At 48.9% G+C, this 20,420-nt stretch carries 17 protein-coding genes; 13 read left to right on the top strand and 4 right to left on the bottom strand.

Annotated elements, in window-relative coordinates; translation table 11 throughout:
- The first annotated feature begins 4 nt into the window (after window positions 1-4).
- The 4 genes from H6F51_06905 to H6F51_06890 all read left to right on the top strand — a co-directional run bounded on the left by H6F51_06905 (window position 5) and on the right by H6F51_06890 (window position 2,550).
- Window positions 5-622: a Uma2 family endonuclease gene (locus H6F51_06905; protein MBD1822224.1), complete on the top strand. Its 618-nt coding sequence runs from the start codon at window positions 5-7 to the stop codon at window positions 620-622.
- Window positions 619-1,743, top strand: coding sequence for an RNA methyltransferase (locus H6F51_06900; protein MBD1822223.1), 1,125 nt, complete (start codon window positions 619-621; stop codon window positions 1,741-1,743). The genes H6F51_06905 and H6F51_06900 overlap by 4 nt, the downstream gene beginning before the upstream one ends.
- Before the next feature lie 181 nt (window positions 1,744-1,924).
- Window positions 1,925-2,215, top strand: a complete 291-nt coding sequence (locus H6F51_06895) for an RNA-binding protein (GenBank protein ID MBD1822222.1) — start codon at window positions 1,925-1,927, stop codon at window positions 2,213-2,215.
- 146 nt (window positions 2,216-2,361) lie between these two features.
- Window positions 2,362-2,550, top strand: coding sequence for a 30S ribosomal protein S21 (locus tag H6F51_06890; GenBank protein ID MBD1822221.1), 189 nt, complete (start codon window positions 2,362-2,364; stop codon window positions 2,548-2,550).
- 28 nt (window positions 2,551-2,578) lie between these two features.
- Here H6F51_06890 and H6F51_06885 read toward each other — a convergent pair whose 3' ends face one another.
- Window positions 2,579-4,609 carry a PAS domain-containing sensor histidine kinase gene (locus H6F51_06885; GenBank protein MBD1822220.1) on the bottom strand — a complete coding sequence of 677 codons (2,031 nt, stop codon included), beginning with the start codon at window positions 4,607-4,609 and terminating at the stop codon, window positions 2,579-2,581.
- A gap of 353 nt (window positions 4,610-4,962) precedes the next feature.
- Between H6F51_06885 and H6F51_06880 the strand changes: the two genes are divergently transcribed.
- The 6 genes from H6F51_06880 to H6F51_06855 are packed head-to-tail and all read left to right on the top strand — an operon-like array spanning window position 4,963 to window position 12,138.
- Window positions 4,963-5,823, top strand: a complete 861-nt coding sequence (locus H6F51_06880) for an STAS domain-containing protein (protein ID MBD1822219.1) — start codon at window positions 4,963-4,965, stop codon at window positions 5,821-5,823.
- 10 nt (window positions 5,824-5,833) lie between these two features.
- Complete coding sequence (locus tag H6F51_06875) at window positions 5,834-6,250, top strand: STAS domain-containing protein (protein ID MBD1822218.1); 417 nt, start codon at window positions 5,834-5,836, stop codon at window positions 6,248-6,250.
- Complete coding sequence (locus tag H6F51_06870; protein ID MBD1822217.1) at window positions 6,237-6,635, top strand: anti-sigma regulatory factor; 399 nt, start codon at window positions 6,237-6,239, stop codon at window positions 6,633-6,635. The genes H6F51_06875 and H6F51_06870 overlap by 14 nt, the downstream gene beginning before the upstream one ends.
- Before the next feature lie 34 nt (window positions 6,636-6,669).
- Entirely contained in the window at window positions 6,670-7,671 is a 1,002-nt protein-coding gene (locus tag H6F51_06865) for a SpoIIE family protein phosphatase (protein MBD1822216.1), read from the top strand.
- The gene (locus tag H6F51_06860) at window positions 7,668-9,797 is read left to right on the top strand and encodes a response regulator (GenBank protein ID MBD1822215.1); all 2,130 of its coding nucleotides are present in this window, start codon (window positions 7,668-7,670) and stop codon (window positions 9,795-9,797) included. The genes H6F51_06865 and H6F51_06860 overlap by 4 nt, the downstream gene beginning before the upstream one ends.
- Window positions 9,798-9,807: 10 nt before the next feature.
- Entirely contained in the window at window positions 9,808-12,138 is a 2,331-nt protein-coding gene (locus H6F51_06855) for a response regulator (protein ID MBD1822214.1), read from the top strand.
- Between the two features lie 293 nt (window positions 12,139-12,431).
- Here H6F51_06855 and H6F51_06850 read toward each other — a convergent pair whose 3' ends face one another.
- The 3 genes from H6F51_06850 to H6F51_06840 form a co-directional block, all read right to left on the bottom strand.
- On the bottom strand, window positions 12,432-13,130 hold the full coding sequence (locus H6F51_06850) for a cistern family PEP-CTERM protein (protein MBD1822213.1): 699 nt from the start codon (window positions 13,128-13,130) through the stop codon (window positions 12,432-12,434).
- Between the two features lie 190 nt (window positions 13,131-13,320).
- The gene (locus H6F51_06845; protein MBD1822212.1) at window positions 13,321-15,483 is read right to left on the bottom strand and encodes a capsular biosynthesis protein; all 2,163 of its coding nucleotides are present in this window, start codon (window positions 15,481-15,483) and stop codon (window positions 13,321-13,323) included.
- 4 nt (window positions 15,484-15,487) lie between these two features.
- Window positions 15,488-17,293 (bottom strand): SLBB domain-containing protein, encoded by a 1,806-nt coding sequence (locus tag H6F51_06840; protein ID MBD1822211.1) that lies wholly within the window; start codon window positions 17,291-17,293, stop codon window positions 15,488-15,490.
- 1,315 nt (window positions 17,294-18,608) lie between these two features.
- Here H6F51_06840 and H6F51_06835 point away from each other — a divergent pair.
- The 3 genes from H6F51_06835 to H6F51_06825 form a co-directional block, all read left to right on the top strand.
- Entirely contained in the window at window positions 18,609-19,283 is a 675-nt protein-coding gene (locus tag H6F51_06835) for a PTPA-CTERM sorting domain-containing protein (GenBank protein MBD1822210.1), read from the top strand.
- Window positions 19,284-19,405: 122 nt separating this feature from the next.
- Entirely contained in the window at window positions 19,406-20,017 is a 612-nt protein-coding gene (locus tag H6F51_06830) for a hypothetical protein (GenBank protein ID MBD1822209.1), read from the top strand.
- Between the two features lie 24 nt (window positions 20,018-20,041).
- Window positions 20,042-20,420, top strand: a 379-nt coding sequence (locus H6F51_06825) for a hypothetical protein (GenBank protein ID MBD1822208.1), incomplete at its 3' end; no start/stop codon positions are given.

Here is a 20,420-nt window from a genome sequence, read left to right as displayed (position 1 = left end):
TCCGATGGTTCAATCTCTTCCCAAACAAATCACGTTTGATGAGTTTATCGCTTGGTATCCCGAACACTCAGAGCATCGTTATGAGTTACATAGTGGAGAAATCATTGAAATGCCAAAGCCTACCGGTAAGCACTCGAAGGTGTGCGGGTACATTGCGCTGCGACTGGGGAATGAGATTGAACGCTTAAAATTGCCTTACTTTGTGCCAAAGGAATGTGTTGTTAAGTGTGATGATTCTGGATATGAGCCAGATGTCATCGTTTTGAATGAACAAACGCTAGGAGATGACCCACGATGGGAAAAAGAATCAACAATCACTCAGGGCAAATCGGCAAAGTTGATCATTGAAGTGACAAGTACGAACTGGAGTGATGACTATGCCTTAAAGCTAGAGGACTACGAAGCTTTGGGAATTGAGGAGTATTGGGTCTGTGATTACTTGGGATTAGGAGGAAAACGGTATATTGGTTCACCCAAACAGCCCACGTTTTCGGTGTATCAACTCAATGAAGCCGGAGAGTATGAAGTGAGACAATTTCGGGGAGAGCAAGCGATCACATCAAAAGTCTTTCCCGAATTACAGCTAAGCTTGAATCAGGTTCTAGATCGCATTCACTCATGAATCAGTATTTTGCGACTGTTGCTCGAGGACTAGAAACGCTTGCAGCACAAGAATTAGAGCAATTAGGTGCGATCGCGATCGAGCCAGGATTTTGTGGAGTCGCATTCACAGGGGATCTGGCGCTCCTGTATCGCGTCAATCTTTGGGCGCGGCTACCGTTTCGCATCCTGATGAAGCTGCATGAATTTCCCTGCCAGGATGCAGAAGATCTCTATCAGGGTGTGCAATCGATCGACTGGTCGCTGTATCTCACTCCGGATATGACCTTAGCCGTGAATGCCACGGGTAAAACTAAACAGCTTAATCACACGCATTTCACAGCCCTTCAAGTTAAGAACGCGATCGTAGATCAGCAGCAAGACAGATTGGGCGATCGCTCTAATGTTGAACTTCAAGCCCCGGATCTTCAGATTAATGTGCATCTTGATCAAAATCACTGCACCGTAAGCCTCGATAGTTCGGGTGAGAGCTTACACCGTCGAGGCTATCGTCCAGCCGTCGGCTCCGCACCGCTCAAGGAATCCTTGGCAGCAGCGCTAATTCAACTCTCTGGTTGGCAACCGGAGCAGGTTTTTTATGATCCCCTCTGCGGGTCGGGGACATTACCCTTAGAAGCCAGTTTAAAGGCATTAAATGTTGCTCCAGGATTATTTCGGGAGCGGTTTGGGTTTGAAACGTGGCTGGATGCAGATTTGACCTTATTAGAGGACTTGATTCAAGCCGCAGAAGCGAGTCAGCGAGAGCAGCTTCCTGCACCAATTTGGGGGAGCGATCGCGATCCCGCAGTGATTGAGCAAGCGATCGTCAACGCAACTCATTGTGGAGTCTCAAATCACGTTTATTTCGCGACACTCGACTTATCGGAAGTTGCTGCTCCCGCAAACAGTGGAGTGCTATTCTGCAATCCCCCGTATGGAGAAAGATTGGGACGAGAGAGTGACTTGAGCGCTTTTTACAAGCGTTTAGGCGATGTGCTGAAGCAGCAATTCAAAGGGTGGACAGCATTTGTATTGAGTGGAAATAAGGAACTCTCTCAATCGATCGGACTAAGATCGGCGCAAAGATTCCCGGTGTATAACGGAGCGCTGCCGTGTCAGTTGATGAAGTACGAACTGTACTGATTTCCCTTTTGTTACGCTTAATCAAACTTTTCGAGATATGCCCAAGTTATGGCGATCGCTGCTCAAGATTGTGTTATGTTGTAGATTCAAGAGACTTTCTTCGGCTGTGTAATTCCTTTCCATTACGTTAAGTGTTGCTCCGAATCTAAATCTCTCTACATCCATTTTGGAGCAATGTTTTATGTCAATTTACGTGGGTAATCTGTCCTACGAAGTCGTGCAAGACAATCTTGCACAAATTTTCGCTGAGTTCGGAACAGTCAAGCGAATTCAACTCCCCACCGATCGAGAAACGGGACGCTTACGCGGATTCGGCTTTGTCGAAATGTCAAGCGATGACGAGGAAGCGGCAGCGATCGAGGCTCTTGACGGAGCTGAGTGGATGGGGCGTGATCTCAAGGTCAATAAAGCTAAACCTCGCGAAGAAAGAGGTGATTCGGGCGGTAGAGGCGGATTCTCTCGGCGTTACTAAGCCCCGGAGCTGAACCAGTTTAAAGAGTGTGCTTGTGCTGTGCGTGAGTAGTGCTCTGAATGCTCAAAGTTAAGACTGGTAAGAGGCTACTTAATCGTGAGTAGCCTTTTTTATCGGCATTTGTTCAATATTAGTGAGGACATTAGATGACCCAAGTTATTCCGGGTGAGAATGAAGGAATTGAGTCAACCCTACGTCGATTTAAGCGCGAGGTTTCTAAAGCGGGCATTTTCCCAGATATGAGAAAACATCGCTTTTTTGAAACGCCGATCGAAAAACGGAAGCGCAAGGCGCTGGCAAAGCATCGACAGTTTAAGAGAAAGCCCCGGTATTAATCAGATTAGCTGCGGCTTCGATGTTGCTCTAACCGCAGGGCAACTTCAGCGTAAAGGTCGCACCCTGATCGATGCCTGGGCTTGTTGCTTCAACCGTTCCTCCATGTAGCTCAGCCAGATAGCGCACTAATGCTAACCCTAGCCCCAATCCGCCGTAACTTCGAGTCAGCGTACTGTCCTCTTGACGAAAGCGATCGAAGACATACGGCAAAAAGTTTGGATCAATTCCTCTTCCAGTGTCGCTAATCTGAATGTGAATGAACTGATCTACTCGCATCAAGGTCACTTCTATCTTGCCTTCAGGCGGCGTAAACTTCACCGCGTTGCACATCAAATTCCACACGATCTGGCGCAGTCGATTGGGATCGCAGATGAGTCGATCGACTGTCGGATCGAGCTGAGTGTGAATATGAATGCGTTTCGCTTGAGCCGCCGGACGAATGGTATCAATAACGGCTGTAATTACAGTGCTGACATCGGTTGGCGACATTTGCAGCTGGAGTCTACCCTGCACGACCCGCGCCATGTCTAGCATATCTTCCAAGATTTGCGCCTGTGCTTCTGCATTGCGTTCGAGCGCATCCATGCCGCGTGCCACCATCTCAGGATTGAGCGATCGAGACCGAAACAAGCGAATCCAGCCCAACACAGAATTCAGCGGAGTCCGGATCTCGTGCGACAAAATGGTTAGAAACTCGTCTTTCGTGCGGTTGGCGGCTTCGGCTTTGGTTCGGGCAGCTTGTTCAAGCTGAAGTAATCGATCTCGCTCCTCCTGCATCTGGCGATATTCTGTAATCTCAAAACTGACTCCACTCATGCGAATGGCTTGTCCGGTTTCGTTGTAGAAACACCGTCCTTTCGAGGCGATCCAATGCACACTCTGATCCGCCCAGACAATCCGAAACTCATCGTAATAGTTCTGTTGTGCCTCGATCGTTTGATTTAGATGGTGCTGCACTCGCGATCGATCGTCTGGGTGAACGCGCAATAAAAATGTCTCACGCGTTCCACTAAGCACTTCAGCAGCAATACCAAAGAGTTTTCTTTGTCGATCGCACCATTGCAGCAGATCCTGGTGCACATTCCAATCCCAGCACCCTAAATGAGCCGCCTCCTGTGCCATTTCTAGCCAGACTTCCCGGTCTTCGACGACGGCTTCCGCTTGCTGATAATCTTGTCGAATGCGAGTTAAAAGCGAAATGCTCCAGCCGATCAGCAAGGTAAAGATGACAGCCGTTTTTAGCGTCAGCAACGACAAATTGAAAATCGTATCTTCTGGGGTTTGGGGTTGTCCCCAGAGTGTGACAAACGCTTCGAGAATTGCCAGCGCGATCGCGGCTTGCAACAGTTGACACACCATGACTTCGCTTGATCCCTCGCTGATTTGGATCACTTGCATCACGGCTTCATCCAGGTGCAATGCCTGAATTCCTGCACCCAGAATCAGAAACGTGAGTGCGGTTGTCAATGCCATTTTTGGGGCGGGATACAACGGGGGTAAGCCGATCGGATGCACATTGTTGACGAGTGCATTGACTGCGATGAGTGCGACAGCCAAGGTGAGCACTTGAGCGACACGCTGCCAGGTGCGATCGGTTCGACTCGAAGACAATAGCGCACTGCCAATTAGGGCAAAGTTTAGTCCAGTGCTAACCGCCGTTGGACGAATGCTGTTACTAAGTTGGAAGTTTACAAAAGGCAGCATCCAGTGTTGATCAAGCTGCCAGTTTGAGAGGCTTGTGCTTAAGCTCAAAAGCCCGAAAGCAATCACGACGATCGCCAATATTTGCGAAATCCGTTGCGTGACTTGATGCCGAGGTCGCCATTTTAAGCAACCCAACGACAGGGCGGCGATCATAAACACGATCGCGCTCTGGATGCTCATGGGGGCAAGGTCATCGGCAAAGCTGCCCATCAGTAAGGGTATGTGCAGTTGCCATCCCATGAGGACACTCAAACCGATGCAGAACACGATCGCGCTACTGGCGATCGCGGCTCGCTGAAAGAGTTTGGTCAGATCGAGATGCGCGGTTTGATGCAGAGGGGCAAGGTTTGTCATAAAGGTCTACACAACGCATCTTGCTTAACGAGCAGAGTAAGCTTATTGCTCAATTTAGGGCGTACTTGACAACACTGCATCCACCGGGGAAGGGAAGGTTGCTGCAACGGTTATCTTTCTAAGTGTTGATCAACCTGAGTGTTGAGCGCGATCGCTGCTGAGCAGGTTTTATCCGTTGTCTAAATTTATAGATTGCGGTCTGAGGGCTTGTATTTAAGCTGTCTCGATTCACCCAATCGCCCGTGACTTTGTACAGGCTGGATCACAATGAAACCTTATGAAAAATGGTTCACTCCATCTCGATGAGTTGAAGCAGTCCTACACTAAAGCTTGGACTATGAGAAGATGCTCCCATGGATATGACGAGTCGCAGTACGATCCCGGAAATTCTTGAAGCCTATGAAGCAGACTTACTGGCAGAGTGGAGTCGAGAACTGGCGATCGCGAACAATCGCGGGGGGCTAATCAAAGAAGCAGAAATGCAAGAGGAATGCCGCGAATTTCTCAATGTGCTTCGGAGCGCTGCTCAGCACAATAATCTGACAAATCTTCAAGCTTCAGAGTGGCGCGACGTGCGGGAAATGGTGGAAAGCGTGGCACGATCGCGATCTCAAAAAGGCTTTACGCCAACTGAAACGGCGATGTTTGTGTTTTCGTTCAAGCAACCCCTGTTCGATCGAATGCGTCAGCATCTCAAAGATTCCGCTGCATTAAGTGAGGAAATTTGGCAAGCCACCACTTTGCTGGATCAACTCGGATTACTGGCGATGGAAGCGTATCAAAAGTCGCGGGAAAAAGTGATTCAGCGCCAGCAGGAAGAGTTGCTTGAGCTTTCTACGCCCGTTGTAAAACTTTGGGACGGGATTCTCGCTCTGCCGGTTATTGGAACGCTTGATAGCGCTCGGACTCAGACGGTGATGGAATCCCTGCTACAAGCGATCGTGGAGACTGGATCAGAAGTTGCGATTATCGATATTACTGGGGTTCCGACTGTCGATACCCTCACCGCTCAACACTTGCTCAAAACTGTGACTGCGGCTCGATTAATGGGGGCAGACTGTATTATCAGCGGCATTCGTCCTCAAATTGCTCAAACGATCGTGTATCTCGGCATCGATTTAACTAATGTGATCACAAAAGCCACGTTAGCCGATGCGTTTCGAGTGGCACTGACGCGAGTGGGAGCGACGATCGTCCGCACTCAGGCGAAATAGGAGAAACCGCATGGAACACATTCCTATCCTGCAAATGGGCAACTTTCTCTTGGTCACAATCCAGGTCGATATGCACGATCGTTTAGCCCTGACGCTACAGGATGACTTAACGAACCGTATCTCCGAAACTTCGGCGCACGGCGTTCTGATTGATATCTCTGCCTTAGAGATTGTTGATTCTTTTATCGGCAGGGTTTTAGGCAACATTGCGAGAATGGCGCGGGTGCTGGATGCCGAAACCGTCGTCGTTGGAATGCAGCCCGCCGTGGCAATTACTCTGGTAGAGTTGGGATTATCGCTCACCGGAATTCGGACTGCGTTAAACCTAGAAAAAGGTATGGCGCTGCTGCGATCGTCGCTGAGCGAACCTGCCAAACCTCCAATCGTCGAGCGTGGGCGGAGTGTACACGACGATGGAAAAGATTGAAACGGTACCGATTGCATCTTCTACAGACGTGATTTTAGTCCGACAAGCCGTGCGCCAGTCCGCGATCGCGATTGGGTTCGGCTTAGTAGATCAAACCAAAATTGTCACCGCCGCCAGTGAACTTGCCCGCAACACCCTAGATTATGGCGGTGGCGGACTGATGAAGCTAGAAACGCTGGAGGCAGGAGGACGCAGAGGACTCCGGCTCACTTTTGAAGATCAAGGTTCGGGCATTCCGGATATTGAACTAGCGCTCAAAGATGGATTTACCACGGGGAGCGGATTAGGAATGGGATTGGGTGGCGCTAAACGATTGGCGAATGAGTTTGTGATTGAATCTGCGATCGGACAAGGAACGCGGGTGACGATCGTTCGGTGGAAATAGCGATGATTTGATTCGGAATGCGTCAGAATAGGGCATGAGAGAATCGATCGCCATTGCAATCACTGAGTCAAGTCAAATAGGAGAAGCGCGACGGGCAGCGCTGAACTTGGCAACTCGTTTCGGGTTCAAAGAGATCGAGCGCGGTAGAGTCGGGATTGTCGTGACCGAGGTTGCGAACAATCTGCTACAGCACGCTCAGGGAGGAGTGATGCTGCTGCGGGCAATCCAAGAGCCCGCGATCGGCATTGAGGTTTTAGCCCTCGATCAAGGGCCAGGCATGATCGATGTGAATCAGTGCTTACAAGATGGCTTTTCGACGGCTGGAACCTCAGGCAATGGATTGGGCGCGGTTCGTCGCCTTTCTAATTTGTTTGAAATTTATTCGATTCCTGGCTCTGGAACCGCAATTCTGATGCAACTTTGGTCAGAGCCGCTTTCCCATTCACCCAAGATCCTATTAGAAATCGGAGCGGTCTGTTTACCGAAGCGAGGCGAGGAAGTTTCTGGAGATGCTTGGGCAAGTCAAATTCACCCGCATCGTAGTGTATTGCTAGTGGCAGACGGGTTAGGGCATGGGTCTGCGGCGGCGAGTGCTTCTTCAGCCGCCGTCAGAACTTTAGAGGAAAATTATCAGCGATCGCCCCATGAAATCGTCGAAGCGGCACATCAAGCTTTGCGAAGTACACGCGGCGCAGTATTAGCGATCACGGAAATTAATTTTGACCAGCGATCAGTTCACTACGCAGGCATCGGTAACATTGCGACCAGCATCTCTTCGTTTACGGATCATCACAATCTGGTGTCTCACAATGGCACGGTTGGGCATGAAGTCCGCAAAATTCAGGAGTTTACGCATCCCTGGTATCCGAACGGATTGTTGATTATGCACTCTGACGGATTGGCAACGCAGTGGAGGCTCGATCGTTATCCTGGATTGCGCCAAAAACATCCCAGTCTGATCGCGGGGGTATTGTATCGAGACTTTAACCGCGATCGAGATGACGTGACCGTACTGGTGGCAAGAGAAGCACGATGAGGGTTGTTTTATTCACGCTCAGAGTTCACTACGAACAAGATGTCGTACAGGCGCGGCAACGAACCCGCGAACTTGCCGATCACTTAGGATTTGATCCGCAAGATCAAACACGACTGGCAACGGCAGTTTCAGAAATTAGCCGCAATGCGTTTCAATATGCCGGGGGCGGAACCGTTGAATTCTATCTAGATGGAAATCCTCAGACCTTTTTGATTCGGATTTGGGATCAGGGTCAGGGCATTCCGCATCTTGCAGAAGTGTTGGCAGGACGCTACACCTCCCAAACAGGAATGGGGCTTGGCATCCTGGGTACGCGCCGATTGATGGAGCGCTTTGAGATAGAATCGCAGCCCACCGGGACTACGATCGTCATGGGCAAAGCGCTGCCGAAGCGATCAACGCTGCTGACTGAAGCGCAATTGCAGCAGATTCGGGACGAGATGATCAAGCGATCGCCCCAGAATCCTTACGAAGAGATTCAGCGCCAAAATCAAGAACTGCTGCAAGCGATGGCAGAACTGCGCCAGCGTGAAGAAGAACTGATTCAACTTAACCGAGAGTTAGAAGATACCAATCGCGGTGTCCTAGCTCTATATGCCGAACTCGATGAAAAGGCGGACTCTCTCCAACAGGCAAACGAACTCAAAACCCGCTTTCTCTCGAATATGAGTCATGAGTTTCGGACACCGTTAAATTCGATCCTCTCGTTGTCTCGGATACTGCTTAACCACTTAGACGGAGACTTAACCTCAGAGCAAGCAAAACAAGTGACCTTTATCCAAAAAGCGGCAGACGGATTATCCGTTCTAGTCAACGATCTACTGGATCTAGCAAAAGTAGAAGCTGGAAAAGTCGAAGTCCATCCCAGTGCATTTGAGGTTAGCGACTTGTTTGGCACAATGCGGGGAATGTTGCGCCCCTTGCTGGTGCAAAATAGCTCTGTGGCGCTGATTTTTGAAGAACCGATTGGATTATCGCCGCTCTATAGCGATGAAGGAAAAGTCGCCCAAATTCTGAGAAATTTTGTCTCGAATGCGCTCAAGTTCACCGATCGAGGGGAAGTGCGAGTGACAGCAGCGCAAACGGGTCAAACGATTACCTTTTCTGTTGCGGATACTGGAATCGGTATTGCTCCAGACGACCAAGAGCGGATTTTTGAAGATTTTGTGCAAATCGGGTCTGATCTGCAAAAGCAAACCAAAGGAACAGGACTCGGACTGCCGCTTACCCGAAAGCTGACAGAGCTATTAGGAGGCAGTGTTTCACTAATCAGTGAACTGGGAAAAGGCTCAACCTTCTCAGCCTCGATCCCGATCGTTTATCCCCACACTACCGAACTCACCTCTTCACTGCAAACGATCGCGCCGCTCCAACCCGCTCGACTGCCGATTCTCGCGATCGAAGACCACACCGAAACGCTGTTTATTTATGAAAAGCACCTGCAAGATTCAAGCTATCAGCTAGTTACAGCCCGTTCTCTAGAGCAAGCGAGATCTGTCCTACAGCAGATTCAACCCGCCGCGATCGTGCTGGATATTTTACTTGAAAGGCAAAACGGCTGGACGTTTCTCAAAGAAATTAAAGGCGATAGTGCCACCTGCAAGATTCCCGTCATCGTCGCGACTGTGGTTGATAACGAGAAGCAGGCTCTTGCCCTTGGAGCCGATGGATTCTTGATTAAGCCTGTAGATAGATTGCCGATGCTGAATAAGCTAAATCGGTTGATTAATCGAGGCAGAACTCAAAAACTGCTCCTGATTGACGATGATTCCTCTCATCGTTATGTGATAGAGCAACTATTGTCTGATACTCCACTGCAAGTTTTAGAAGCTGTAAGTGGACAAGAAGGCATTGCATTGGCAACTCTCGAATCGCCAGACGCAATTCTGCTTGATCTGGAACTGCCGGATATGAGCGGACTTGATGTCCTCGATCGGCTCCAGCAAAGTCCCACTGCTCAATTGATTCCTGTTATCATCCATTCATCTATTCAATTGGATGCGGAAACGCAGAGCAGTTTAACCAAGCAGGGGATCGCAATTGTTTCTAAAGAAACGATTGCCCAAGCAGCATCCTCCCAACTTCGAGAGGCACTGATCAAAGCCAGACTGGTTCTAGATACTTAAGGGAGAGGTCATGATTGAGTCACGAGTCACGATTTTGCATATCGACGACAACGAAACGACTCGTTACATCGTGACGCGAGTTCTGCAAGAGGCAGGGTACACCGTGGTCGAAGCAGAAACCGGAGCCGCAGGACTCCAGGCGATCGTGGATTATCAGCCCGCGCTTGTGATTCTGGATGTGAAGCTACCCGATGTCAACGGCTTTGAAGTCTGTCGCCAGATTAAGTCAAATCCCGAAACTGCCTTTATTCCGGTGCTGCATCTCTCAGCCAGTTTTGTCAAAAGTCAAGATAAAGCCGAAGGACTCGATAGCGGTGCCGATGGCTACCTCGTTCAGCCCGTGGAACCGATCGAACTGTTAGCGACGGTGCGATCGCTGCTGCGAGTTCGTCGCGCTGAAGAATCAGCCTTTACTCTGGCACGAGAATGGCAAACGACGTTCGATGCAATCAATGATGGCGTGTGTTTATTAGATTCGGAAGGCAGATCTCTGCGCTGTAATCGAGCGATGAGCCAGCTTTTTTGTAAGTCTGCTGAAGAGATTGCTGGCTGTCTTCATTATGAACTGATGCAGGCAGAACTGGGAGTCGGTGACGGTGCCTGCTTTCGTCTGGCTAGAGAAACACATCAGCGTCAAGTTACAGAGCTTCGGGCAGAAGGACGCTGGCTTGCCAAAACCGTTGATCCAATCTTCAATTCGCAGGGAAAGTTTACCGGTGCGGTTCTCATCCTGTCCGATATTACCGCCGCCAAGCGCCGCGAAGCGGAACGCAAACAAGCCGAAGCAGACCTGCGAGAAAGTGAAGAGTTAAAGCAGCGAATTTTAGAGAGCACGCATGACTGCATCAAAGTTCTAGGCTTAGATGGGCGAATCTTGTACTTAAATAAAGGCAGCTTGCAGCTTCTTGAGATTGGTCAGCCTGAGTCGGTTCTGGGTAAAGATTGGCTCACCTTTTGGCAAGGCGAAGACCAACAAAAGGCAAGAACTGCGATCGAGGTAGCTCAAGCGGGCAACGTGGGACAGTTTAACGGCTATTGCCCAACCAGAAAAGGTCAGCCGAGATGGTGGGATGTGATCGTTTCTGCGGTGCGAAATCCAGCCGGACAGGTTTCGCAACTGTTAGTTGTGTCACGCGACATTACCAAACAAAAGCAAGCGGAAGCGGAACGTGAACAGCTTCTAGTGAGTGAGCAAGGGGCGCGGCAGCAAGCGGAAACCGCTAACCGCATCAAAGACGAGTTCTTGGCGGTGTTATCGCATGAATTACGCTCTCCGCTCAATCCGATTCTCGGCTGGTCAAGTCTGCTTCGCAAAGGTCGTTTAGATGCTGAAAGAACGGCTCATGCCCTAGAGACGATCGAGCGCAACGCCCAGCTACAAGTCCAACTGATTGAAGATCTGCTCGATGTTTCCCGGATTCTTCAAGGCAAACTCAAGCTCAATCCAGTACCGATCGATCTCGCGGTGATCATTCGTGCAGCGCTGGAAACCGTACGACTAGCGGCAGAAGCCAAATCAATTCAGATTCAAACGCATCTAGATTTGAAGGTGGGGCAAGTGCTGGGGGATTCGGCTCGTCTTCAGCAAGTGGTCTGGAACTTACTGACCAACGCGATTAAGTTCACGCCGGAAGGGGGACAAGTCGAGATCGAGTTACAACAGCTTGGAACGCACGCTCAAATGCAGGTACGAGACACCGGAAAAGGCATTCATCCAGGGTTTCTACCGTATGTGTTTGAATACTTTCGCCAAGAGGACGGAGCGACGACGCGCAAGTTCGGGGGATTAGGGTTAGGACTTGCGATCGTGCGGCAACTGGTCGAATTACATGGCGGGACAGTCAGGGTCGAAAGTGCAGGTGAAGATCAAGGCGCTACGTTTATGGTGCGGTTGCCGCTCCTGAAGCAATCAATGCAGTTAGACACTAACCCTGATGATGCACGGTTAACAGATGACGAAGCTTCGCTGAGCGGGTTAAAGATCGTGGTCGTAGACGATGAGCCTGATTCGCGTGATTTTGTTGCCTTTGTGCTGGAGCAAGCCGGTGCCGAAATCGTGGCATTATCCTCGGCAAGCGAAGTGCTGCGATCAATTCTACACATTCAGCCGGATTTGCTCGTCAGCGATATCGGAATGCCAGAGATCGATGGGTATATGCTGATTGAATCGATCCGCACTCAGCTACCTGCTCCGGCTTCTCAAGTGCGTGCGATCGCGCTAACTGCTTACGCGGGGGAAGCAAATGAACGTCAAGTGTTAAATGCTGGGTTTCAAAAGCACTTATCGAAGCCTATTAATCCGGCTGAGCTAGTTGCGACAGTCTCGCGGTTAGCCCGATGAACGATCGTTGACTTAAATTAGAAAGCCGCCCTTCTAATTTAATCTTTGAACATTCAAGCGTTGCTCAATGTTATACCAAACTGATTGATGATCGCGACAGATCCGATCCCTCCCAACCTCCCCTTAGTAAGGCTACTGTGTACACATCTAGCTCATACTCTTACTCAGCAACGCTACAAAAATCGATCGCACTTCCTAGAAAGTACGATCGATTGATCAAGTCACTCAGCGAACACCGATACAATCGAAACGACTCGACGGTGCTGAACTCAGCTAGATTGCATAGCGCGGCGCTACACTTTTTCTGCCACCTTTGCTTCCTGCTTCTTCTTGCGAAGCACGGCTGCACCCATACCCAGAACGGCGGGTAACAGTGCAGGAGTTGGGATGGGAGTACCACGTCCTGTTCCACTAGCATCGTCAAAGCCACCACCATTAATGCTTTGGTAGCGAACGCCAAAGTCGCTCAAGCTTAATCCGTTGGTGAGTGAACCTGTAAACACTAAATTGGTCGTAAAGTTGCCTGTAGTTGTGACACCACCTGGACCACCCCCGCAAGTACCCCGGGATGAAGGAACGAAACAAACTTCAACATCACCAAACTTATTTGGGAAAGAGCCAGTAATAACATCAGTGAAAACACCCGTTGCAGATGAGGCATCTACGTTCACACCAGGATTGGTATTGAATCCAAGGCGAGAGATTCTAGACGTAATCGGAACAGTCGTTGTGTTAATCAGGTTGACAGTGAAATTAGCCTGATTTGTGGCATAGCTCGTCAAGGTAAAGAGCGCTTGCGCTGAGAGTCCAGGAACGTTATTCCCGTTCACATTGCCATCAAAATTAACCTGGAAAGTTGAACCAACATCATTGGCAGTAAGGTTGACAGTACCACCGCTGAAGCTTAACGCATGAGCAGGGGTAGCTTGAGAGAACGCTGCTAAGGTTAAGGTACTCGCAGCCAGAACACCAGTTAAGAGTTGTCTTTTCATTGTTGCCCTATACAGATTGTTGACTGAACAGAGTAATCTTGGTGAGGCATCCAAAGCGACAACCCTTGAGTGAAAAAATCAAACAGGTGAATGGCGCGAACTCTTAGTACCTTACATCACAACAGCCTTTGAATAACAATTCAATCGTCAAATTCATTGATTTTCATATCTATAGAAGAAATAACGCTCTCTAAGTATCATTTACAGCGATTCCTAAAACGGGGATGCCTGAAGTTGATAGATTGTTTAGTGTTTTTGTTACTAGAAGTCGCTCTGTCTTCTGAAGTCGAACTACAAGCAGCAATCCACTCGTATGCGGTCCCAACAACACCGCATCCGCCACATCATCCAAGGACGGCGCATCATAGATAACAAAATCAAACATTTGAGTAAACATTTGCTTTAACTCAGGCATTCTCGGAGAAGACAATACCTTCACCGGATCAAACACCTCTGACCCTTTCAGCAACACAAAAAACGGCAAATCCGCGAACGGTTGCTGAATTACTTCTTGAACAGGTGCATTTTCAAACAAAACTTGACTCAGCCCACTTTCGTTGGGAAGCTGCAATCGTTGCTGAAGCTGCGATCGTCGAAAATCCGCATCAACCAACAACACCCGCTGCCCCATTTCCGAGATCGTTTGAGCCAGATACAGCGCGATCGTCGATTTTCCATCTGCCTCCGCTGGCGAACTGACCACAATCGATCGGATTGGGTGGGTTGGATTTAATTGCTGGAGATTCGCACGTAGCACTCGAAATGCTTCCGACAGTTCAGAAACCTCATCCGGATCAATCTCCTCTCGCAGTGAAGTAATCGGCAGAGCCAGCAGCGTTGTTGCACTCGTTTCAATCCGTTTTAACTTCGGTCGCTTTCCACCCTTCTTCGATTTCCTAGACCGCTTTCGCAGAAATAACCGCCACTCCCGCTCGGTTTGAATCATTGGCTCATGCGGAATCTGTCCCAAAATTGGAACTTTGATTGCTTTTCTTATATCTTCAAGGTTCCGATAACTTGTATCTATCTTCTCAAGCAACAGGGCTGTCCCGATCGCTAAAGCTAACGATGCGATCGCTCCGGTCATTAACTCCTGACTTGAATTTGGAGAAACTAGAGCCGCTTGCGAAGGCGGTTCCATCACTTGCCAAGGAATCTTTTTCTGAGAAGCTTCAACTTGTAGCTTTTCACGGGTTTCTAAAAATCGCTCTAGGCTCGTCGTCACAATTTTCAATTCCCGCTGAAGATCCGTATATTGTCGCGAAAGAACCGGAAATTGCTGAAACTCTTGACTTAATGATCGTTCTGTTGCAGCAAGCGCTTGTCGCTGTGCTTCTAAGCTTTGAAGTTGAGTCAAGATTTCCGCCGACTTCGCACCCACCACATTTCTTGCTTCTTGGCGCAGCAACATAAACAAATTCGCGCGTTTATCTTTCAAGTCCTGAATTACAACGCTGCCATCGCCAAATCGAGTAGACTCCAACGCAATCTTCGACTCAATTTGGCGCATCTGTTCAATCAAAGACTGATAAGTCGCACTATTGTTCAACGTCACAATCGCACCCGTCGCGCCGCTTAGGCTATCTAACGATGCCTGCACTTTTTTAATCTCTTGCTCTAAAGCCGATCGTTGTTGTTTCAACTGATCCGCTTGAGTAGACACTCGCCCCCCCTCAGTATCCGGTTCAATCAGCTTATACGTTTGCCGAAACGCTTGAAGTTGTCGCTGCAATTGGTCCACTCGCCCTTGAGCCGAATTAACTTGAGACTCGACAAACTTTAATCCTTGATTTAAATCAGTTTGCCGCTCATTCACGCTGTAGTTGAGATAGTCCTTTAGCAATTGATCTAAAACTGCTCGAATCTCGGCTGCATTTGAACTGCGATAGCGAACTTCCAAAAGCTTTGTTCTGGGAACACGATTAATGGTTAAGCCACCGCGTAGCGTCCCATAGTTAATTCCGGGTTGAAAAGATTGAAGCTTCGCTGCGGAGCGGGAGAGCAACTCAGGACCCTGTAAAACTTGAATTTGAGTGTCATAGTCATACGACTGCGGATCAGAACCCTCGTTTGTCAGACCGGAAATACTACTGCGTTGATTTAGCGGCTCCACTAATAATCGAAAGCCACCTTCATACATCGGTTGGGTATTGACTGTTCTCCAAACAAAAAACGACAAGGCTGCAAGTCCAACGGTAGACATCGCCAACCAGCGTCGTCGCACGAGTTGTAAATACTGCCGGAAGTCCTTTTCTTCTGAACTCGGAACACCCGTCGGTGATGGAGATTGAGGAACTTTTGGAGCACTGCCGTTGAGCGCGGTAGATGACGAATTCTGCGAGGGAGATTGCATGATGTTAGAACAAGAATTGGAGTGGAAGCAAACGGAAAACCGGTGACAAAATATCGGAAAGCCCATCAGAGAATCTGGTAAAGCCCGATCGACCGACAACAATCACGTCGTTGTTCCAAAGCACAGGATTGTTAACCGGATCAATCCCGCGACTCAAATCGACTCGAATCGATCGACGAGTCACTGTTCCGTTGGAATTCAGGCGAATGAGTTCGACAGATTTTGCCGCGCGGCGATCGAGTCCACCAGCGGCGAGAATCGCTTGGTTGAGTGTGGAACCAGGCGTGACTTGCAACGCACCGCCGCCTTTGATTTCACCGACCACATTGACCCGAATAGAACCGGGCGAAACGTTCGCGGCTCCCTGCTGAAGCAGATCTTCAGGACTCATCTCTGGAGCCTTGACTAAGCGAATGGTATCGCCAGATTGCAACAGCACATCTTGGTTGAGGTCACCTTCGCGAATTAGTTTCATCACATCCACGGTAAACAAGCGAGGCTGACCGCTTCGGGTCATACGGCGAACTTCAACCTGTCGCAAATCCGCTTGCTGAGTGATGCCGCCTGCTTGTTGAATCGCTTGCGTCAGGGTTGCACGATTGCCATCCTTGGCGCTTTCAAGTTTATAAGCACCGGGTCGAGTCACTTCGCCGACTAAAGCAACATTAATTGCTTGTGCGGTAATTGCAAGATTGGTATCTGCAAATCGTCCGGCTGCTGCGAGATCGATCGTATCAGCCGCTGGAATATAGATCGAGTCGCCATCACGCAGGGCAAGATTTTGATCCAAATCTCCAGCTTGAGTGAGATCAGAAAGGTTGACGACAATTCTTTGACTGCCTTTTGTGCGATCTCGGCGACGAATTTCGATTTGTTGTAGATTTGCAGATAGCGTTAACCCTCCAGCGGTCTGAATGGCTTGGGCAATGCTCGGAGCTTGAATAGAGTCGCTCGCGATCGTATAAAATCCGGGTTGCTTAATTTCTCCTGCAATCCCAATCCGTAAGGGGCGTGACTTTAGCACTGTAACCAGAATCCGGGGGCGGCGAAGTTCACGAGAAAGACGATTCGCGATCGAAGCTTCTGCTTCGGGCAAAGTTAGACCCGTGAGCAGCACTCGACCGACAACGGGCAGCAATATCGAGCCATCCATACCAACTTGCTGCTGTCCACTAAATTCTGGAACGTTAACGACAGTGATCTGAATGGTGTCTCCTGCTCCTAGCACATAAGGGGTATTGATCGAGGGTAATACTGCGGAAGAATTATTGGATGTAGGTGGAACTGCGGCGATTAAGGGTGTGTTTAATTGATTTGGAGTTTGGGTTTGTTTCGATCTTGGTTCTGAAGCTTTGACTTGATTTGGAGGGACGATCGCTTTTTTGGTGGCAATGGGGGAGATGGGACGGCTTAGCAGCGAGGCAGGTAAAGAGCGTTCGACAATTCGCTCCCAGGAGAAATTGGGTCGCTGAGTGAAATTAGCCCGAATCGCAGGAGGAAGGGGTTTCGTAACAGGCTTCGCTTGAGATTTAGCGGTGGCGGCTGGAGAAGCAGTAATTGGCTTTGTACTAGATTTTCTACTAAATTGAGGCGCTGCGATCGTCGCTTGGGCGGTAACGTTTGGAGGAGCAACGCTTGGAGTGGGTGCAGTGATCGCAGCAGAACGTAAAGGGGATTGAAAATCGTTATTTTCTTCGGGTTTAGATGAATCTGAGGGTGTTACAGGCTGAGCACCCAACTTGGGCAGCGAGAGCAGGAGAAGCGGACAGGTCGCGGCGGTAGAAAGCTGTACCAGGGTGAGGAGGCGCATCGTTATACAAGGACAAATAGGGAAGGGACAACAGCAAGTCGCTCCCTCTTTTATACAGATGCCGAGGTCTGGATCAGGATTACCTACGTAAAAAACTCGGATTATGACGAATCGTGCGCCACGATTTTAGAGACTAAGAAGCTTTGGTGAAGTTAAAGTTAATTTGAGTTTTATCAGCGTCAAAGTCCTGTTTCCACTGGCTCTAAGTCTTCTAATCAGGGTAAATCTGCGTGAAGCCGTTGCGACTTTATTAGCCTTTTATGAAAAGCAAGCTGTATATAAAGAAACCGTGTGTAAGACTACGGCATGGGATCATTACCGCAAAAGTTCTGTACATTATTCTCCAGCAGCCGCAAGTAATCCTACAAACAATAAGATAATCGCTCGATTTCGATCAGCAGCAGTGAATTTCTATGCTGAGTGGAATGAATTTGATTATCACGCATTGCTTTCGTAGAGTTTTCCGGGTTGTTTTGGTCGAGCGTTCTAAATCGCTCTCACCTTCACTGCATCTGTCCTTTGAGTTGAGACTATTTGAATTAAAAGAAATAGTGTTCGACAAAGAGTTAACAAGAAGAAGTTTCAGGGTTTTCAACGTTTAGCTTTTGTAGGAGCCAGAACGATCGTTTCAAGCTGCATTTTTGCTCAGTTGCTTAATAGCAAATTAGTGCTAGCTCTCAACTTCAGCAACATAGAAACAACTGCATTCGAACGACATAGTTGGTTATCCTAGCTTCCTCGATTCTTGCCCCCGGACTGTAATGATTTCACTTAGGTATAGTTTGCTAGCGCTCTGGGTTTTGCAGAGCTTGATTGAGTCCCGTTTGCGTTCGATTAATATCTGGAGAGGTCGTTTAAATCTTTTACGCTACATCCAATCTATCCGGAACGGCTCCAGAAGGGTGCGTAAATCGTGTCAGTGGAATTACGATCGCAGTTTTCAGTGTTATACGGTCGGTGGGAAGTGTAGCGATGTCGCAAAAGCGAGTGACGCTACGGATTCTGCTGATTCATTGAGATTTTCCTGCGTTTCCAATGTTTTACCTAAAGCTCTATAAGCTTTTTACTAGAATTCAGGCAAGGAAATCAGCAGCGCTTCGTGATTTCCACCCAGGAAATCAGGTGTTTTGCTTCTACCGCTGGTGCATCCCGCTATCGACGCGAGTGATTAAATTGCTCTGCCTGGAGTCGAAAGAGAGGAAGCTGTTTACTTCTCCTTCGTTGACCTGAATAGAAGTAGTTGACTGCTTCTTATGCTTCGATAGCAAATTTGAATCTTTCACTGAACCATCCATGATCATGTAGGTAAATCACCATGAATCTCAAGTCTATTGGCTTTGGAGCAGCGATCGCAGCGACAGCAGTTGCAGGATCGTTCGCGACAGCCACTCCTTCCCATGCCCTCAGTCTGGCTCCGGGCAGTTTCGCTTTGCAAGCTCAAGGGGGCCCTACTGTGACCGAGGTGGGGTCAGGAGGCGGCAGTACTGATACCCTCAACTTATCTGGTCTGACATTCAACCTCACGTCACTGTCTGGTGCACTCACAGGACTCAGTGCGGCATCGGGTGGAATTAAGCTAAACAATCCGCTGATTCTAACCTCGCTCGGAACTGTTTCTGGTCTTGAACTCTTTAAAAATAATGCAGTCAGTGAATTCATCACAGGTCTGCAACTGGGTGGTGAGGCTGTGATCTTTGATCTTGGAGGCTCGGGCAATAATGCAAGTTTCACTCGCAGCGGTTTCAACTACACTGGTAGCAGCCTTGGTGGAACCTTGAGGTTTGCTGCTACTGGCGGATCTGCGATTGCTGAAGCTACAATTGCTAACTTGAGCTTTGGGGGTCAATCGGAGACTAATATTCAAGTTGCAACTGTTCCCACTCCTGCTTTACTACCTGGTTTGATTGGCTTTGGTGTTGCCGCTCTTCGCAAGCGTAAAGGCGAAACATCGCCTGAAGCAGAAACTGAAACAGTAGAGGTAAAGGCTTAATCCCTTTCTCTTCTGAGCCGCTGCTCTGAGAGTCGGATTAATCTTTTAGCCGGATTTTTCAGAGCAGCTTAGCTCACTTAAATGTTTGTCTTCTACATCCCACAGTTGGTTTCATCGTTATTATGGCTTCTCTTTCTTCGGCTCCTCAAAAACTTGCATCGGCTCCGACAGGTAAAGGTATCGCTCAAATTGTCGGTCTCGTCTGTCTAGTGGGTTTCACGATCGATATGCTGATCGTCCTGCTTCCACCCCAACTCGGCAGCATCGAATGGCGCGTTGGATTTCTGCAACAATTTAGCGATCGTAGTTTGATTTTCATTCTGGGAGCTGCTCTAACAATCTTCGGTAGTATTGGCGCACGTCGTCGGCTCAGACAGTTTTCGACGTTTTGTTTAGCGATCGGTGTGATTTATCTACTGTCTTGCTTTCTTGCGATCGGCGACACATTATCTTTACAACAGCAAGCGGTTTCTACGATCGACTCCCAAGCTTCCCAACTGCAAACCCAACTCCGCAACGCTCAAGCAAACCCAGCTTCGCTCGGTGCAAATGTCAGCTTAGAAGACATTAAGCGAGTCTCGAATCAACTGAATGGGCAAGCTTTAACCGTTAAAGAGAATGCGAAGCGTACCGTAATTAAAACAGGAGCTTCGACCGTCGGAAACCTAGCAGTAGTGGGCTTAGGATTACTCGGCTTAGGGCGAATCGGGCTGCAACTGAGCCGCAAATATTAGTCCCGATTTGCTTGGGAAATCATCATGAACTGGCAAAAAGCAAGCGCAATCAACTCTGTGAAGCTAAAAGCGATCGCGCACCATCTCTGGCGAACAAGTATCAAGACTCTACATACTCGTCTCGTTGCAGGAGGATTACTGGTCGGAGTTGCTTATTTTCCGGTCTGGTTGTTTAACTTGACTGTTCGATCCTTTCACGGTTCGGCAAGTGTGTTGATGGCAACCATGATTGGACTCGGCGGCTATCGTCTTTGGCAGCAACGAAAGCAAATCTTGGTTCTTGGAGCCTCTGAGGACGATCGCTTACTCGGGCATATCATAATTAGCTGTGGAATTGTTCTATCTCCGCTAGGCTTCTTCTCCGAATGGGCGCAACGATTGATCTTCATTCTGATCCTGAGCG

The sequence above is a fragment of the Cyanobacteria bacterium FACHB-DQ100 genome, from assembly GCA_014695195.1.
Classification (GTDB): domain Bacteria; phylum Cyanobacteriota; class Cyanobacteriia; order Leptolyngbyales; family Leptolyngbyaceae; genus Leptolyngbya.
Note: the sequence above shows the minus strand (reverse complement) of the source record. Positions and strands in the feature narration are given on the sequence as shown.

What these genes read in the sequence shown, in the direction of transcription:
- H6F51_06905 (MBD1822224.1), top strand. Translation starts at nt 5, where the DNA reads ATGGTTCAATCTCTTCCCAAACAAATCACGTTTGATGAGTTTATCGCT.
- H6F51_06900 (MBD1822223.1), top strand. Translation starts at nt 619, where the DNA reads ATGAATCAGTATTTTGCGACTGTTGCTCGAGGACTAGAAACGCTTGCA.
- H6F51_06895 (MBD1822222.1), top strand. Translation starts at nt 1,925, where the DNA reads ATGTCAATTTACGTGGGTAATCTGTCCTACGAAGTCGTGCAAGACAAT.
- H6F51_06890 (MBD1822221.1), top strand. Translation starts at nt 2,362, where the DNA reads ATGACCCAAGTTATTCCGGGTGAGAATGAAGGAATTGAGTCAACCCTA.
- H6F51_06885 (MBD1822220.1), bottom strand. Translation starts at nt 4,609, where the DNA reads ATGACAAACCTTGCCCCTCTGCATCAAACCGCGCATCTCGATCTGACC.
- H6F51_06880 (MBD1822219.1), top strand. Translation starts at nt 4,963, where the DNA reads ATGGATATGACGAGTCGCAGTACGATCCCGGAAATTCTTGAAGCCTAT.
- H6F51_06875 (MBD1822218.1), top strand. Translation starts at nt 5,834, where the DNA reads ATGGAACACATTCCTATCCTGCAAATGGGCAACTTTCTCTTGGTCACA.
- H6F51_06870 (MBD1822217.1), top strand. Translation starts at nt 6,237, where the DNA reads ATGGAAAAGATTGAAACGGTACCGATTGCATCTTCTACAGACGTGATT.
- H6F51_06865 (MBD1822216.1), top strand. Translation starts at nt 6,670, where the DNA reads ATGAGAGAATCGATCGCCATTGCAATCACTGAGTCAAGTCAAATAGGA.
- H6F51_06860 (MBD1822215.1), top strand. Translation starts at nt 7,668, where the DNA reads ATGAGGGTTGTTTTATTCACGCTCAGAGTTCACTACGAACAAGATGTC.
- H6F51_06855 (MBD1822214.1), top strand. Translation starts at nt 9,808, where the DNA reads ATGATTGAGTCACGAGTCACGATTTTGCATATCGACGACAACGAAACG.
- H6F51_06850 (MBD1822213.1), bottom strand. Translation starts at nt 13,130, where the DNA reads ATGAAAAGACAACTCTTAACTGGTGTTCTGGCTGCGAGTACCTTAACC.
- H6F51_06845 (MBD1822212.1), bottom strand. Translation starts at nt 15,483, where the DNA reads ATGCAATCTCCCTCGCAGAATTCGTCATCTACCGCGCTCAACGGCAGT.
- H6F51_06840 (MBD1822211.1), bottom strand. Translation starts at nt 17,293, where the DNA reads ATGCGCCTCCTCACCCTGGTACAGCTTTCTACCGCCGCGACCTGTCCG.
- H6F51_06835 (MBD1822210.1), top strand. Translation starts at nt 18,609, where the DNA reads ATGAATCTCAAGTCTATTGGCTTTGGAGCAGCGATCGCAGCGACAGCA.
- H6F51_06830 (MBD1822209.1), top strand. Translation starts at nt 19,406, where the DNA reads ATGGCTTCTCTTTCTTCGGCTCCTCAAAAACTTGCATCGGCTCCGACA.